Annotated in this window: 15 protein-coding genes; 13 read left to right on the top strand and 2 right to left on the bottom strand. The window is 67.7% G+C overall.

Annotated features, from left to right (window positions below):
* The 4 genes from cysT to AC23D6_RS05675 all read left to right on the top strand — a co-directional run bounded on the left by cysT (position 1) and on the right by AC23D6_RS05675 (position 3,828).
* Positions 1–864 carry a sulfate ABC transporter permease subunit CysT gene (cysT, locus tag AC23D6_RS05660; protein ID WP_487751809.1) on the top strand — a complete coding sequence of 288 codons (864 nt, stop codon included), beginning with the start codon at positions 1–3 and terminating at the stop codon, positions 862–864.
* A gap of 1 nt (position 865) precedes the next feature.
* Positions 866–1,828 (top strand): sulfate ABC transporter permease subunit CysW, encoded by a 963-nt coding sequence (gene cysW, locus AC23D6_RS05665; RefSeq protein WP_487751810.1) that lies wholly within the window; start codon positions 866–868, stop codon positions 1,826–1,828.
* A 9-nt stretch (positions 1,829–1,837) separates the two neighbouring features.
* Complete coding sequence (locus AC23D6_RS05670; RefSeq protein ID WP_487751811.1) at positions 1,838–2,896, top strand: sulfate/molybdate ABC transporter ATP-binding protein; 1,059 nt, start codon at positions 1,838–1,840, stop codon at positions 2,894–2,896.
* A 188-nt stretch (positions 2,897–3,084) separates the two neighbouring features.
* A complete protein-coding gene (locus tag AC23D6_RS05675; RefSeq protein WP_487751812.1) occupies positions 3,085–3,828 on the top strand; it encodes a TorF family putative porin in 744 nt (247 codons plus the stop codon).
* 67 nt (positions 3,829–3,895) lie between these two features.
* Here AC23D6_RS05675 and tdh read toward each other — a convergent pair whose 3' ends face one another.
* Positions 3,896–4,930, bottom strand: coding sequence for an L-threonine 3-dehydrogenase (tdh, locus tag AC23D6_RS05680; protein WP_487751813.1), 1,035 nt, complete (start codon positions 4,928–4,930; stop codon positions 3,896–3,898).
* A 181-nt stretch (positions 4,931–5,111) separates the two neighbouring features.
* Between tdh and AC23D6_RS05685 the strand changes: the two genes are divergently transcribed.
* The 7 genes from AC23D6_RS05685 (at position 5,112) to AC23D6_RS05715 (ending at position 13,329) form a co-directional block, all read left to right on the top strand.
* Positions 5,112–7,280, top strand: coding sequence for a S46 family peptidase (locus tag AC23D6_RS05685; RefSeq protein WP_487751814.1), 2,169 nt, complete (start codon positions 5,112–5,114; stop codon positions 7,278–7,280).
* 111 nt (positions 7,281–7,391) lie between these two features.
* Positions 7,392–8,036 carry a histidine phosphatase family protein gene (locus tag AC23D6_RS05690; RefSeq protein ID WP_487751815.1) on the top strand — a complete coding sequence of 215 codons (645 nt, stop codon included), beginning with the start codon at positions 7,392–7,394 and terminating at the stop codon, positions 8,034–8,036.
* Positions 8,037–8,053: 17 nt separating this feature from the next.
* Entirely contained in the window at positions 8,054–9,325 is a 1,272-nt protein-coding gene (folC, locus tag AC23D6_RS05695) for a bifunctional tetrahydrofolate synthase/dihydrofolate synthase (protein WP_487751816.1), read from the top strand.
* A 67-nt stretch (positions 9,326–9,392) separates the two neighbouring features.
* Complete coding sequence (locus AC23D6_RS05700; RefSeq protein WP_487751817.1) at positions 9,393–10,394, top strand: SPOR domain-containing protein; 1,002 nt, start codon at positions 9,393–9,395, stop codon at positions 10,392–10,394.
* Positions 10,395–10,431: 37 nt separating this feature from the next.
* On the top strand, positions 10,432–11,040 hold the full coding sequence (locus AC23D6_RS05705; RefSeq protein ID WP_487751818.1) for a CvpA family protein: 609 nt from the start codon (positions 10,432–10,434) through the stop codon (positions 11,038–11,040).
* Between the two features lie 6 nt (positions 11,041–11,046).
* Positions 11,047–12,516, top strand: coding sequence for an amidophosphoribosyltransferase (purF, locus tag AC23D6_RS05710; RefSeq protein ID WP_487751819.1), 1,470 nt, complete (start codon positions 11,047–11,049; stop codon positions 12,514–12,516).
* A gap of 15 nt (positions 12,517–12,531) precedes the next feature.
* Positions 12,532–13,329 carry a ferritin-like domain-containing protein gene (locus tag AC23D6_RS05715; RefSeq protein ID WP_487751820.1) on the top strand — a complete coding sequence of 266 codons (798 nt, stop codon included), beginning with the start codon at positions 12,532–12,534 and terminating at the stop codon, positions 13,327–13,329.
* 56 nt (positions 13,330–13,385) lie between these two features.
* Here AC23D6_RS05715 and lpxH read toward each other — a convergent pair whose 3' ends face one another.
* On the bottom strand, positions 13,386–14,129 hold the full coding sequence (lpxH, locus tag AC23D6_RS05720) for a UDP-2,3-diacylglucosamine diphosphatase (RefSeq protein ID WP_487751821.1): 744 nt from the start codon (positions 14,127–14,129) through the stop codon (positions 13,386–13,388).
* 90 nt (positions 14,130–14,219) lie between these two features.
* On the opposite strand from lpxH, the gene gltX reads away from it, so the two are divergent.
* Entirely contained in the window at positions 14,220–15,626 is a 1,407-nt protein-coding gene (gltX, locus tag AC23D6_RS05725; protein ID WP_487751822.1) for a glutamate--tRNA ligase, read from the top strand.
* 13 nt (positions 15,627–15,639) lie between these two features.
* Positions 15,640–16,128 carry a transcriptional repressor gene (locus tag AC23D6_RS05730; RefSeq protein WP_487751823.1) on the top strand — a complete coding sequence of 163 codons (489 nt, stop codon included), beginning with the start codon at positions 15,640–15,642 and terminating at the stop codon, positions 16,126–16,128.
* Positions 16,129–16,184: the final 56 nt, after the last annotated feature.

Genomic DNA, 16,184 nt, shown 5'->3' on the forward strand with positions numbered 1-16,184 from the left:
ATGGCGGTCGTGTCGTCCGTGTTGCCGGGGAGGGCGCGCCATCGTCGCGTCATTCCCGGCTTCGGTCTCAGCCTCGGCTACACGCTGCTGTGGTTGGGGCTGATCGTGCTGATCCCGCTGGTCGGTCTGTTCTTCAAGGCCAGCGGTCTGGGGATCGCGGGACTGTGGTCGGTCTGGACCGAGCCGCGCGTGCTCGCCGCCTTGCGCATCAGTTTCGGCACCGCGCTTGCGGCGGCGGCCTTCAATGCGGTGATGGGCACGCTGGTGGCGTGGGTGTTCGTGCGCTACCGCTTCCCGGGCAAGCGCGCGTTCGACGCGATGATCGACCTGCCCTTCGCGTTGCCGACCGCCGTCGCCGGCATCGCGCTGACGGCCCTGTATGGCCCGACCGGGTGGCTCGGGCAATGGCTGGAAGCGGCGGGCATCAAGGTGGCCTACACGCCGCTCGGCATCACCGTGGCGCTGGTCTTCATCGGCTTGCCGTTCGTGGTGCGCGTGGTACAGCCGGTGCTGGCGGAGGTCGAGACCGAGCTTGAGGAAGCGGCCGCCACGCTCGGCGCCAGCCGCTGGCAGACCGTGCGGCGCGTCGTGTTGCCTACGCTTTGGCCCGCCGTGCTCGCGGGATTCGCCCTGGCGTTCGCGCGCGGCGTGGGCGAATACGGTTCGGTGATCTTCATCGCCGGCAACCTGCCCGGGGTGTCCGAGATCGCACCGCTGCTGATCACGATCAAGCTGGAAGAGTTCGACTACGAAGGCGCCACCGCCATCGCCGCCGCGATGCTGCTGTTGTCGTTCGCGCTGTTGCTGGTGATCAACACGCTGCAGGCGCGTTTGCAGCGCACCGGCAAGCGGGCGGGGGGGTAACATGGGCGACTCCCTTTCGGCCGTGATCGCCTTGCCACCGGAGTCCGTATCCGTGGAGCCCCGCGTATCCGCTCCGCCGCGTCGCCATGCCGTCACCACCGAGCCCGCCTGGGTGCAGGTGCTGTTGGTGCTCGGCGCGCTCGGCTTCCTGCTCGCGTTCCTGCTGTTGCCGCTGGCGTTGGTGTTCGTGGAAGCGCTGCGCGGTGGATGGGACGCCTTCCTCGCCGCCGTCAGCGAGGCCGATGCGCTCGCCGCGGTGAAGCTGACGCTGCTGGTCACCGGCATCGTCGTGCCGCTCAACCTGGTATTTGGCGTGGCGGCCGCCTGGGCAGTCAGCAAGCATGAGTTCCGGGGCAAGCGCTGGCTGGTGACGCTGATCGACCTGCCGTTCGCGGTGTCGCCCGTGGTCGCCGGCCTGATCTACGTGCTGATCTTCGGTGCGCAAGGGTGGGCCTATGCCCTGGTGGACGAAGGCTGGCGCCTGTCGTTGCCGCTGCTGGGGGAACTGCACCTGCAGCTGCCGAAGATCATTTTCGCGTTGCCGGGCATCGTGCTGGCCACGATCTTCGTGACGTTCCCCTTCATCGCGCGCGAACTGATGCCGTTGATGGAGCAGCAGGGCACCGATGAGGAGCTCGCCGCGCTCAGCCTGGGCGCCAGTGGATGGCAGACCTTCTGGCGCGTGACGTTGCCCAACATCCGCTGGGCATTGCTCTACGGCGTGCTGCTGTGCAGTGCGCGCGCGCTGGGCGAGTTCGGTGCCGTCTCGGTGGTCTCCGGCCATATCCGCGGCCGTACCAACACGCTGCCGTTGCACGTGGAAATCCTCTACAACGAATATGCCTACAGCGCCGCCTTCGCCGCGGCCTCGCTGCTGGCGCTTACCGCGCTGCTGACGCTGGCGCTGAAGACCTGGCTCGAATGGCGGCACGGCGAAGCGCTGGCCGCCAACCATCGGCACTGAGACGACACCATGAGCATCAAGATCGATCACCTGCAGAAGCGTTTCGGCACGTTCGCCGCGCTTGACGACGTCAGCCTCGACATCCGCCAGGGCGAATTGCTTGCGTTGCTGGGGCCTTCGGGTTCCGGCAAGACGACGCTGTTGCGCGTGATCGCGGGCCTGGAGCAGGCCGATGGCGGCCGCGTCCTGTTCGATGGCGAGGATGCCACCTCACTGAGCGTGCAGGCCCGGCGCGCGGGCTTCGTGTTCCAGCACTACGCGCTGTTTCGCCATCTGACGGTGGACGAGAACATCGCCTTCGGCCTGCGCGTACGGCGCGGCAAACAACGGGTGGCTGACGCGGCGATCCGCGCGCGCGTCGCCGAGCTGCTCTCGCTGGTGCAGCTCGATGGCCTGGGCGGACGTTATCCCGCGCAGTTGTCGGGCGGCCAGCGCCAGCGCGTCGCGCTCGCTCGTGCCCTGGCCATCGAGCCGCGCGTACTGCTGCTGGACGAACCGTTCGGCGCCCTCGATGCGCAGGTGCGCCGCGACCTGCGCCGCTGGCTACGCGAACTGCACGACCGCACGGGCCTCACCACGATCTTCGTCACCCACGACCAGGAAGAAGCGCTGGAGCTGGCGGACCGCGTCGCCATCCTCCATCGCGGCCGCATCGAGCAACTGGGCAGCCCGGCGGATGCCTATGACGCGCCCGCGTCGCCGTTCGTCTATTCCTTCGTCGGCGCGGTGAATCGATTGCCGGCGCGGTGGGAATCCGGTGCGCTGCATGCGGCGGGCCTGCCGCTGGCGGCGCACGACACGCGCGGACAGGGCGACGCCGAAGTGTTCGTGCGACCGGAGGATCTGCGTCTGGTCGATGACGGGACCGGCTGGCCGGCGACGATCGTCGACGCTCAGCGCAATGGGCCGCGGTTGCGGCTGCGCGCGCGGCTGGAGGCAGGGGACGAAGTGGAAATCGAGCTGCCGGCCGATCATGACGGTGACGCTACCCGCCCCGGGCAGGCAATCCGTTTGGCACCAAAACGGTACGGGTGGTTTCCCCGCGCTGGTGCGCCGGCACCAGTGTGATGCGGCGTAAGCGCATGAATTAATTGAAAAAGAAACCAATTCTCCGCTCGTCCGGCGGGTACTTGACGTGAGTGATTGCTGCGTCGCACTATCAAGGCGCAGTTAAAAAATAGTGAAGTCGTGATGACGGTTGTACGACGTTCCACGCGCTTCGCCTGCCCACGATCACTCGACTAAGGAGAATCCGGATGAAGCCCGTCAAGCTCTACACCGCCCTCGCCACTGCCCTGCTGCTGGCCCTGCCGATGTCCGCTTTCGCTCAGGAGGCCGAGGAAGAAGAGTCCCCGTTCAGCGCCACCTTCACCGCCACGTCCGACTACGTGTTCCGCGGCGTCTCCCAGACGGACAACAAGCCGGCGTTCCAGGTGGGTGCAACGTACTCGGCGCCGTTCGGCCTGTATGCGGGTGCATGGGCGTCGAACGTGGACTTTGGCCGGGGTGGGCCTGACATCGAAGTGGATTACTTCGTCGGCTGGAACAAGGATCTCAACGATTCCTGGAACATCGACCTGGGCGTGAACCGTTACACCTACGAGCGCGCTTCCAGCGACTATGGCGACATCGATTACAACGAGTACCTCGCGAAGGTGACCCGGAGCGGCCCGGTCACGGTCGGCGGCATCCTGGCCTACGCGGATGACTACAGCAACACCGGTGCCGAAGAAATCTACGCCGGCGTTTCGGCGAGCTACGACATCGGCGACACCGGCTTCTCGGTAGGCGCGAGCACGGGCTACACCTCGATCGATTACGGTAGCGATGGCCGTGCGGACTACTACGACGGCTCCATCACGCTGTCCAAGTCGTTCGGCAAGGCGACCGCGACGCTGGGCTACTACGACACCTTCGGTTCGGACGCCTCGGACCTGCGCAGCGCGTCGGACATCTACAAGCCCGGCCTGGTGCTCACGATCGGTATCGCGGTTCCCTGAGTTCCGACACGGGGATAAAAAAGGGCGCCTCGCGGCGCCCTTTTCTTTGTCTGAAGATGATGCGACGTCAGTTCCAGCTCAATACCACCTTGCCCGCCTTGCCCTGTTCCATCAGGTCAAAGCCCTTCTGGAAGTCGTCGATCGGCAACTGGTGCGTCAGCACCTTGCCCAGCGGGAAACCACTCAGTACCAGCTGGGTCATCTTGTACCAGGTCTCGTACATCTTGCGGCCGTAGATGCCCTGCACGGTGAGACCCTTGAAGATGATGCGGTCCCAGTCCACGCCGGCGCCCTTCGGCAGGATGCCGAGCAGCGCGATCTTGCCGCCGTGGTACATGCAGTCGAGCATGTCGTTGAAGGCACGCGGATTGCCGCTCATCTCCAGGCCCACGTCGAAGCCTTCCATGTGCAGGTCGGCCATCACGTCCTTCAGCGACTGGTTGGCCACGTTGACCACGCGGGTCGCGCCCATGTCGGCGGCCAGCTTCAGGCGGAAGTCGTTGACGTCGGTGACCACCACGTTGCGCGCGCCGATGTGCTTGCAGATGCCCGCGGCGATGATGCCGATGGGGCCGGCGCCGGTGATCAGCACGTCCTCGCCGACCACGTCGAATTCCAGCGCGCAGTGCGCCGCGTTGCCGTAGGGGTCGAAGAACGCGGCCAGCTCGCTGGGGATCTGGTCCGGGATCGGCCACAGGTTGCTCGCCGGCATCACCATGTACTCGGCGAAGGCGCCATTGCGGTTCACGCCGATGCCCACGGTGTTCGGGCACAGGTGCTGGCGGCCACCACGGCAGTTGCGGCAGTGGCCGCAGACGATGTGGCCCTCGGCCGACACGCGCTGGCCGACTTCGTAGCCGGTGACGGCGGAACCGAGTTGCGCAATGCGGCCGACGAACTCATGACCGATGGTCAGGCCGGGCTTGATCGTGCGCTGGCTCCACTCGTCCCACAGGTAGATGTGCAGGTCGGTACCGCAGATGGCGGTCTTCTCCAGCTTGATCAGCACCTCGTTGGGGCCGGGCTGGGGGACGGGCAACTCCTCCATCCAGATGCCTTTGCCGGCCTCGCGCTTCACCAGCGCCTTCATCGTCTGTGCCATCGGGCGTCGATCCAGGGAATGAGGGCGCGGATTATACGCCCCGCCTCCGGGCGGCCCTGTTGCAGGGCGCCTTGACAGGCATACGTGCGCGGACGCCCCTGTTCCTAGGACGAAAGTCATGGGTCGGCCGCGGTGACAGGTTCATTACAATCGAGACTTTCCTGCCAGTCCCGGGGTTTCCATGCGTCCGAACCTGCTCGCCGCCGCCATCGCGGTCCCGCTGTCCCTGCTCGCCGCCCAGGTCGCCCAGGCGGGCGAGGGCATGTGGGTGCCGCAGCAACTGCCCGAAATCGCCGGACCGCTGAAGAAGGCCGGCCTGAAGCTGTCGCCCAAGCAGATCTCCGACCTGACCGGCGACCCGATGGGTGCGGTGGTCGCGCTGGGCGGCTGCACCGCCAGCTTCGTGTCGCCGAACGGCCTCGTGGTCACCAACCACCATTGCGCGTACGGCGCCATCCAGTTGAACTCCACCGCCGAGAACAACCTGATCAAGAACGGCTTCAACGCGCCGACCCCGGACGATGAAGTCAGCGCGGGACCGAATGCGCGCGTGTTCGTGCTGGACGAGATCACCGACGTGACGAAGGACGCGAAGGCCGCCATCGCCTCGGCCGGCGGCGATGCGTTGGCGCGCACCAAGGCGCTGGAGACGTTCGAGAAGAAGCTGATCGCCGACTGCGAGGCCGAGGCCGGTTTCCGCTGCCGCCTTTACAGCTTCTCCGGCGGCAACACCTATCGCCTGTTCAAGAACCTGGAGATCAAGGACGTGCGCCTGGCGTACGCGCCGCCGGGCAGCGTGGGCAAGTACGGCGGCGACATCGACAACTGGATGTGGCCGCGCCACACGGGCGACTTCGCCTTCTACCGCGCCTACGTGGGCAAGGACGGCAAGCCGGCGGCGTTCTCCAAGGACAACGTGCCGTACCGGCCGAAGCATTGGCTGAAGTTCGCCGACAAGCCGCTGGGCGCAGGCGATTTCGTCATGGTCGCCGGCTACCCGGGCTCGACCAACCGCTACGCGCTGGCCGCCGAGTTCGACAACACCGCGCAGTGGACCTACCCGACCATCGCGCGCCACTACAAGAACCAGATCGCGATGGTGCAGGAGGCCGGCAAGAAGAACGCCGACATCCAGGTGAAGTACGCCGCGACCATGGCCAGTTGGAACAACACCAGCAAGAACTACGATGGCCAGCTGGAAGGCTTCAAGCGCATCGACGCCGCCGGACAGAAGCAGCGTGAAGAGGCCGCCGTGCTCGCCTGGCTGAAGGGCCAAGGCGCCAAGGGCCAGCCGGCGCTGGACGCGCACGCGAAGCTGCTCGCGCTGCTTGAGCAGAACAAGGCCACGCGCGAGCGCGACCTGACCCTGGCGATGTTCAACAACACGGCGATGGTAGGTTCCGCCACGCAGTTGTATCGCCTGTCGATCGAGCGCGAGAAGCCCAATGCCGAACGCGAATCCGGTTATCAGGAACGCGACCTGCCGGCCATCGAGGGCGGCCTGAAGCAGCTCGAGCGCCGTTACGTGCCGGCGATGGATCGCCAGCTGCAAGCGTACTGGCTGGGCGAATACCTGAAGTTGCCGGCCGACCAGCGTGTCGCTGCGGTGGACGCGTGGCTCGGCGGCAACAACGCCGCGGCCGTGAAGCGCGCGCTGGATCGCCTGGCCGGCACCAAACTGGGTACCACCGAGGAGCGGCTGAAATGGTTCGCCGCCGATCGCAAGGCGTTCGAAGCCAGCAAGGATCCGGCGATCCAGTACGCGGTGGCGGTGATGCCGACGCTGCTGAAGCTGGAACAGGAGCGCAAGACGCGCACTGGCGAGAACCTCGCGGCGCGCCCGGTCTACCTGCAGGCGCTGGCCGACTACAAGAAGAGCCAGGGCGAGTTCGTCTATCCGGATGCCAACCTGTCCCTGCGCATCACCTTCGGCAACGTGATGGGCTACACGCCGAAGGATGGCGTGGCGTACACCCCGTTCACCACGCTGGAAGGCGTGGTGGCGAAGGAGACCGGGCAGGATCCGTTCGATTCGCCGAAGGCGCTGCTTGATGCGGTGGCCGCCAAGCGCTATGGCGGACTGGAAGACAAGCGCATCGGCTCGGTGCCGGTGAACTACCTCTCCGACCTGGACATCACCGGCGGCAATTCCGGTTCGCCGGTGCTCGACGCGCACGGCAAGCTGGTCGGCCTGGCGTTCGACGGCAACTGGGAGTCGGTGAGCTCCAACTGGGTGTTCGACCCGAAGATGACCCGCATGATCGCCGTCGACGGCCGCTACCTGCGCTGGATCATGCAGGAGGTCTATCCGGCGCCGCAGTTGCTGACGGAGATGGGGGTCGGCAAGTAACACCTGCAACTGAGCGGCAGGCACGGGACGGGAGCGGTTATCATCCGCTCCCTTCTTCGTTTCCGGCGTATGGAAGCAACGCCGGCTCACCTTCAACGGACATCACCACGCATGCGCATCCTGCTTGCCCGTCACGGCGAAACGCCCTGGAACGCCGAAGGCCGCTACCAGGGCCAGATCGACATCCCGCTGTCGCCGGTCGGCGAAGGGCAGGCGAACGCATTAGGCCTACGCCTGAAGGATGTTCGCATCGATCGCGCGGTGGCCTCGCCGCTGGCACGCGCGCAGCTAACCGCCAAGCTTGCCCTGGGAGACGCGCGCGCGGACATGCTGCAGACCGACGCCGACCTGCAGGAAATCGCCCATGGCGAATGGGAAGGCCTGCTGGCCAGCGAGATCCAGGACAAGGACCCGGCCCGCCTGCTGGCGTGGCGCGAAGAGCCCGATACCGTGCTGATGCCGGGCGGCGAATCGCTGCGCCAGGTGCTGGACCGCTCGTGGCGCGGCCTTGCCCGCGCCGCGGAAGGCCTGGGCGATGACGACACCCTGCTGATCGTCGCGCACGACGCCGTGAACCGCGTCCTGCTGTGCCGCATCCTCGGCCTGCCGATCGCCAAGCTGTGGAGCTTCCGCCAGGCGCCAACCACGCTCAACCTGCTGGAAGGCCCGAGCGTCGACCAGCTGGAGGTTGTGCGCCTGAACGACTGCGCGCACCACACCCCGTTCTTCGGCGAAGCGAAGCACCGCGCGCTGTAACGCATCTGCAGGCCGGCATGGCGCGTACCGATCTCCCGCAGTGGCTCGCCTACATCGAGCAACAGCATCCCAAGTCGATCGACATGGGCTTGGAGCGCGTGCGCGAGGTCGCCACGCGGATGGCGCTCGGCAAGCCTGCCGCGCGTGTCATCACGGTGGGGGGCACCAATGGCAAGGGTTCCACCGTCGCCTTCATCGAGGCCATCGCGCGCGCCGCGGGCTGGAAGGTGGGCGCGTATACCTCGCCGCACCTGCTGCGTTACAACGAGCGCGTGCGCATCGACGGCACCGAAGCCGGCGACACCTCGCTGGTGGCCGCGTTCGACGCGGTCGAAGCCGCCCGCGGCGCTACGCCGCTGACCTATTTCGAATTCGGCACGCTGGCGGCGTTGTGGTTGTTCGAGCGGGCCGGTCTGGACCTGGCGGTGCTGGAAGTGGGATTGGGCGGCCGACTGGATGCCGTCAACCTGGTCGATCCCGACGTCGCGGTCATCACCACCGTCGACATCGACCATACCGACTGGCTGGGCGAAGACCGCGAGGCCATCGGCCGCGAGAAGGCCGGTATCGCGCGCGCCTGGAAGCCGCTGGTGCTGGGTGAGGTCGATTCGCCTGCCAGCGTACTGCGCCATGCGTACGCCATCGGGGCGAACGCTTTGCGGTTGGGCAGCGACTTCTTCCACGAGCCCGTCGACAGCAAGCGGTGGCGCTGGCGCGAGGTAGGCGGCGAGTTGCTGCTGCCGATGCCTGCGTTGTCTGCGCCGGCGCAGCGGGCGAACGCCGCCAGCGCGATCGCGGCGCTGCGCGCGCTGCCGGGCGAGGCGATCCCTGACGAGGCCTTCGCCCAGGGCGTGGCGAACGCTGCACTACCGGGACGCCTGCAGCGCATGCCGCAGGGCGAGGTGGACGTGGTCCTCGATGTCGGCCACAACCCGCAGGCGGCGCGCGAACTCGCGGCCTGGCTGCAGCTGCATCCCGCCGCGGGCGACACCCATGCCGTGTTCGCGGCGCTGGCCGACAAGGACGTGACGTCCGTGGTGGATGCCTTCGCGGGCGCGCCGTTGCGATGGCACCTGGCCGGGCTCGATGCGGGCCCACGCGCGCAGTCCGCCGACCAGCTCGCCGCACGGCTCGCCGACACCGCGGCGGCGGACGCGAGCCGTCATGCGCGTGTCGCTGACGCACTGCATGCCGTCCTGGCGGTGGCGAAGCCGGGCGATCGCGTGCTGGTGTTCGGTTCCTTCCACACCGTCGCCGACGCGATGCAGGCGCTGCATTCAGGTCGATGACGAGGAGCGGCCGAAACCGCGCCGTATAATCGCCACAGCATTCCCGCCGCTGCTGCCCTGGACCTGGATGGATACCGCCCTGAAACAGCGCCTGATCGGCGCCGTCGTGCTGGTCGCACTGGCCGTCATCTTCCTTCCCATGCTGGTCAAGGGACCGGCGCCCGACAGCGGCGTGTCCGACGTGCCGCTCGAGGTGCCCGCAGCGCCCGATGGCGAGTACGAAACGCGCGAACTCCCGCTGGTCACGCCCGGCAACGCACCGGCCAATGGCGCCGTGGGGCTGGATGGCCAGATCGCCGCGCCCGCCGCCGAGCCGGCGCCTGCCGAGGGCGCGCTGCAACCACCGGCCACCGCAGGCGGCGATTTTGCGGTCAGCTTCGGCGCATACGCCACCCAGGCCGATGCCGACGCCGTACTGGCCCGGGTGAAGCAGGCCAAGCTGCCCGGCTTCGTCGAACCCGCCACCATCAATGGCAAGCAGGCCTTCCGCGTGCGCGTGGGTCCCTATGTCGATCGTGCGCAGGCCGAAGCCGCGCGCCTGGACGCGGTCAAGGTGCGCGGCGACGTCAACGCACAGGTGGTGACCCTGGATGCGTCGACCACACCAGCGCCCACCGCGCCAACGCCTGCGCCTTCTGTCGCCAACGCCGCGTCGTCGACGCCGGCGGTGACCACCCAGGCGCTGCCGCCCGAGCCGGCCAAGCCGGTCGCCAAGCCCGCGCCGACGGAGACCAAGCCGGTCGTGGCCGAGACCAAGCCCACGCCGGCTCCGGTGGCCAAGCCTGCCACCCCGGCGCCGAAGCCGGCAGAACCGGCCAAGCCCGCCGCCGCCGGCGTGGGCTACGCCGTGCAGCTCGGCGCGTTCTCCAACGTCGCCGACGCGAACAAACTGCGCGACCGCGTGCGCGCCGCCGGCTTCAGCGCCTTCGTCGAACAGGTGCGCACCGACAAGGGCGCCCTGAGCCGCGTGCGGGTGGGCCCCGTGGCCGATCGCGCGGAAGCCGACCGCCTGAAGGCGCAGGTCGCTGCGAAGGTGGGCATCGACGGCATGGTGCGCCCGCACCCCTGATGCCGACGCGCCTCCTCGCGACCGCAGGGCGCGCCGCGTGAGCGTGCTCGACCTCACCCTGGTCGCCATCATCGGCGTGTCGACGCTGTTCGGCGCGATGCGCGGCTTCATCGGCGTGCTCGCCTCGGTGATCGCCTGGGTGCTGGCGGGGTGGGTCGCGTTCCACCACGGTGCCGACGTGGCGACCTGGCTCTCCGATGACGGTCCGCCGGGGTCCGCCGACCTGCTGGGGGGCTACGCGCTGAGCTTCATCGGCGTGATGGTGGTGGTCGGCCTGACCAGTTGGTGCGTCAGGAAGATGATCAAGTCCGTCGGACTGTCCGGCGTCGATCGGGTGCTGGGGCTGGTGCTGGGGCTGCTTCGGGGCGGATTCGTGGCCAGCATCGTCCTGTTGCTCGCGGCGTTCACCGATTTGCCGCGCGAACCTGAATGGCAACGTTCATCCGTCGTGCCGGTCTTGCTGCCCGGGGCGCAGTGGCTTTCACGCTGGCTGCCGGAATGGACCGTGCAGGAACTGGACTTTGGCAACCACGTCCCCACGGGCGATAATGCGCGCCTGCAACCCTTGCCCCTGCCGCTGGACGACTCCGGCGCGTCGCAGGAGCGCGTCCCCCCTGCAGCTTCGCCCGAGTCGAAACCGGAGTAGGTCACCATGTGCGGCATCGTCGGAATCGTCGGCAACCAGAACGTTGCCGGCCAGCTTTATGACGGGCTGACCGTCCTCCAGCATCGCGGCCAGGATGCGGCCGGCATCGCCACCGCGGACGGCACGCGGCTGCGCGTGCACAAGGACAACGGGCTGGTGCGGGACGTCTTCAGCGCCAAGGCCATGAGCGTGCTGGAGGGCCGCGTGGGCATCGCCCACTGCCGCTATCCCACCGCCGGCTCCGAAGGCATGGACGAGGCGCAGCCGTTCTACGTGAATTCGCCGTACGGTATCGCGCTGGCGCACAACGGCAACCTGATCAACACCGATGCGTTGCGCCAGGAAGTGTTCGCCCAGGACCGCCGCAACATCAATACCGACTCGGACAGCGAAGTGCTGCTGAACGTGTTCGCGCACGAGTTGGACCTGCAGCGCACGCTCAGCCCCGAGACCGCCATCCGCGCCGTCGCCGGCGTGCATCGTCGCGTGAAGGGCGGCTATGCCGTGGTCAGCGTGGTGCTGGGCCTGGGCCTGGTGGCGTTCCGCGACCCGCACGGCATCCGCCCGCTGGTTCTCGGCAAGCGCGAGCACAACGAAGGCATCGAATACATCGTGGCTTCGGAGTCCGCGGCGCTGGACATCCTCGGCTTCGCGCGCGTGCGCGACGTGCAGCCCGGCGAGGCCCTCGTCATCACCGCGCGCGGGGAGCTGTTCAGCGAGATCGTCGCCGAGCCGCAGGAGCACGCGCCCTGCATCTTCGAGTACGTCTACTTCGCGCGTCCGGACTCGATGATCGACAACGTGTCGGTCCACAAGGCGCGCATGCGCATGGGTGTGAAGCTGGGCGAGAAGATCCTGCGCCTGCGTCCCGACCACGACATCGACACGATCATCCCCATCCCGGATACCTCGCGCGATGCCGCGCTGGAGATCTCCAACGTGCTGGGCGTGAAGTACCGCGAAGGATTCATCAAGAACCGCTACGTGGGCCGCACGTTCATCATGCCGGGGCAGGGCGAGCGGGTGAAGTCGGTGCGCCGCAAGCTCAACCCGATCAATCTGGAATTCCGCAACCGCGTGGTGCTGCTGGTGGACGACTCCATCGTCCGCGGCACGACCTCCAAGCAGATCGTGCAGATGGCGCGCGACGCCGGTGCGCGCAAGGTCTACCTGGCCAGCGCCGCCCCGCCGGTGCGCCACCCCAATATCTACGGCATCGACATGCCGGCGGCGGACGAACTGGTCGCGCATGGCCGCAGTGTCGAGGAGATCGAGAAGCTGCTCGGCTGCGACTGGCTGATCTACCAGGACCTGGACGACCTCGAGGCCGCCGTGCGCGAGGGCAACCCGAACCTGCCGCGCTTCGATTCGTCCTGCTTCGACGGCAACTACGTCACCGGCATCGAACCCGGTTATTTCGAGCGCATCGAGCAGATGCGTTCGGACGAGGCCAAGCGCAAGCGCCGCGTCGGCTGAGCCGGCGCCCGCCGCATGGCCACGCTGTTCGAGGCCGCACGCGCCTGTCTTGCGGCGGCGGACGTCGATGAGAAGGTCGCACTGACCCAGCGCCACGCCGACGCATTCCTGCGCGGCGAACTGGCGGTGCCCGACGATGCGCCGGCGCCTGAGCCGATCCGGATGCCCGGCCGACCGGCCCGGCCTGTGCTGGTTCATCCGCGCGAGCTGCCGCGCCGCGGTCTGGGCAGTCCGCAGGGCCGCGCCGCCTTCATCCATGCCATCGCGCACATCGAGCTCAACGCCATCGACCTGGCGTGGGATGCGGTCTACCGCTTCCGCGGCCTGCCCGCGGCGTTCTATGCCGACTGGGTACAGGTGGCGCATGACGAATCACGCCACTTCGTGCTGTTGCGCAACCGGCTGCACGAACTCGGCTACGCGTACGGCGACTTCGATGCCCACAACGGCCTGTGGGAGATGACCGAGAAGACCGCCCACGATGGCCTGGCGCGGATGGCGCTGGTGCCGCGCGTGCTCGAGGCGCGGGGGCTGGACGTCACGCCGGGGATGATCGTGAAGCTGCGCGAACTCGGCGACGACGCGACGGTCGCGATCCTCGATCTGATCCTGCGCGAGGAAGTCGCGCACGTGGCCGCCGGTTCGCGCTGGTATCGCTGGTATTGCGCGCAGCGGGGCATTGAACCTCGTGCGCGTTTCCGCGAGCTGTTGAAGGAATACGCCGGCGGTTACCTGCACGGTCCGTTCAATATCGAAGCGCGCCTGCTGGCCGGCTTCGACGAGGATGAGCTAGCGGCGCTTGAGGCCCCGTAGAGCCGAGCTTGCTCGGCTGCGCTGTCCCAGAGAACGGCAGCGGAGCAAGCTCCGCTCTACAGCGACATCGAATCCAGCGTCATCCCGTCGGGTTCCACCCGCAGCACCGACCCCTGGTCGTACCAATCGCCCAGCACGACCCGCCTGCAGTCGCGATCACCGACCATGAGATCGTGGATCGCTGGGCGGTGCGTATGGCCATGGATCAGCATGTCGATGCCGAACTGGGCCAGCGTGGCCTGCACGGTCGCGGGCGTCACGTCGGTCAACGTCTCGAACTGCGCCTTGTCGTTCTGCTTCATGCCGCCCTGGTGTGCGGCGCTGGCGGCCCGCGCCTGCGCGGCGAACGCGAGGCGCGCGGCCAGCGGCTGCGCCAGGAACTGCGCCTGCCAGGCCGGGTTGCGCGTCTGCGCCCGAAACGCCTGGTACGCCACGTCGCTTGTGCACAGCAGGTCGCCGTGCATGAGGATCGCCGGCTTGCCGTACAGCATGACGACCGCGGGGTCGGGCAGGATCCGCATGCCCGCGCGTCGTGCGAACGCGTCGCCGACCAGGAAATCGCGGTTGCCGCGGATGAAGAACACCGGCACGCCTGCATCGGCCACCTCGCGGATGCGGGCCGCGACATAGGCGCCGGTCTCAGAGGGATCGTCATCGCCTACCCAGGCCTCGAACAGATCGCCCAGGAGGTAGAGCGCGTCGGCGCGACGGGCTTCCCCCTGCATGAACGCCCCGAACAGCGCGGTCACGGCGGGGCGTTCGGCGTCCAGGTGCAGGTCCGAGATGAAGAGCATGGTCATGCGGGGATTCTAAGCCCTCCGCCTGAACGAGCAGGGGAAACGCGCCGCGCGCGGGTTAAAATCGGCGGCATTCCGTTCCCCGAGTTCCCCATGGCCTGCCGTACCCGTTTCGCCCCCAGTCCCACCGGCTACCTCCACATCGGTGGCGCCCGCACGGCGCTGTACTGCTGGCTGGAAGCGCGCCACCGCGGCGGCGAGTTCATCCTGCGCATTGAGGACACCGATCGCGAGCGCAGCACGCAGGCGGCGATCGACGCGATCCTGGAGGCGATGGACTGGCTGGGCCTGGGCTACGACGAAGGCCCGATCTACCAGACCCACCGCATCGACCGTTACCGCGAGGTGGCCGAGCAACTCGTCGCCGCCGGCAAGGCCTACTACGCCTACGAAACGCGCGAAGAACTCGACGCCATGCGCGAGGCCGCCATGGCGAAGCAGGAGAAGCCGCGCTACAACGGCGCCGCGCGCGAGCAGAACCTGCCGCATCGCGACGATCCGAATCGCGTCATCCGCTTCAAGAATCCGCTCGATGGCGTCGTCGCCTTCGACGACCTGATCAAGGGCCGGATCGAGATCGCCAACAGCGAACTCGACGACATGGTGATCTTCCGCCCGGACGGCTACCCCACCTACAACTTCGCCGTGGTTGTGGACGACTGGGACATGGGCATCACCGAGGTCATCCGCGGCGACGACCACATCAACAACACGCCGCGCCAGATCAACATCTACGAAGCGCTGGGCGCGCCGGTGCCGACGTTCGCCCACATGCCGATGATCCTGGACGAGCAGGGCGCCAAGCTGTCCAAGCGCACCGGCGCGGCCGACGTGATGCAGTACAAGGACGCCGGCTATCTGCCGCACGCACTGATCAACTACCTGGCGCGGCTGGGCTGGTCGCACGGCGACCAGGAACTGTTCTCGCGTCAGGAGCTGATCGACCTGTTCGACGTGAAGGACGTGAACTCCAAAGCCGCGCGCCTGGACATGGCCAAGCTCGGCTGGGTGAACCAGCACTACCTGAAGACCGACGCGCCCGGGGACATCGCGCCGCACTTGGTCTACCAGTTGGAGAAGCTCGGCGTGGACCTGGCCCGCGGTCCCGCGCCGGCCGACGTGGTGGTCGCTCTGCGCGACCGCGTGCAGACGCTGAAGGACATGGCCGAGAAAGCGCTGGTCTGGTATCAGCCGCTGGAGGCCTACGACGAGGCGGCCGTGACCAAGCACCTGGTCGCCGCCGCGCACGCACCGCTGGCCAAGGCGCGCGAGGTGTTGGCGGCCGTGGGCGAGTGGACCGCCGACGCCGTGGGCGTGGCGCTGCACGACGCCGCGGGGGCGCTCGGCATCGGCATGGGCAAGGTCGCCCAGCCGCTGCGCGTGGCCATCACCGGCACCCAGGTCAGTCCCGACATTTCCCACACCGTCTATCTGGCCGGTCGCGACGAAGCCTTGAAACGCATCGACGCCGCACTCATCAAGACCGGTGTGACCGCCTGATCCGGGACCGCCCATGCCGCACGCCCACGCCTGCACCGACCCGAAGCACCACGTCCACGACGCCCGCGCGTTCGTGGCGGCGGTGGAGCGTGCGTGCCATGAGCGCGGCCTGCGTCTCACGCCCATCCGGGCCCGCGTGCTGGAACTGATCGCCGAAGCCGGCAAGCCGGTCAAGGCTTACGAACTGCTGGAGTGGGTGCGATCGACGAAGGGCGTCGGTGCCGATGCGCCGCCAACGGTCTACCGTGCGCTGGATTTCCTCATGGCGAACGGCTTCGTGCACAAGCTCGAGTCGATGAACGCCTTCGTCGCCTGTCATCACCCCAACAGCGCACAGCATTCGGTGCCATTCCTCATCTGCGACCGCTGCCACAGCGCAGTGGAGCTGGAAGATCGCGACGTCGTCGCCGCGCTCGACGCGCGCGCCAAGGCGCTGGGCTTCCAGCCGCAAGCGCAGACGCTGGAAGTGCATGGGCTGTGCGCCCGTTGCGCCGAAGCCTAGCGTATTGATAGATGTGGGAGCGACGTAAGTCGCGATGACACGCCGCTGTGGTCTAT

It is taken from the genome of Pseudoxanthomonas sp. G3, from assembly GCF_057654715.1.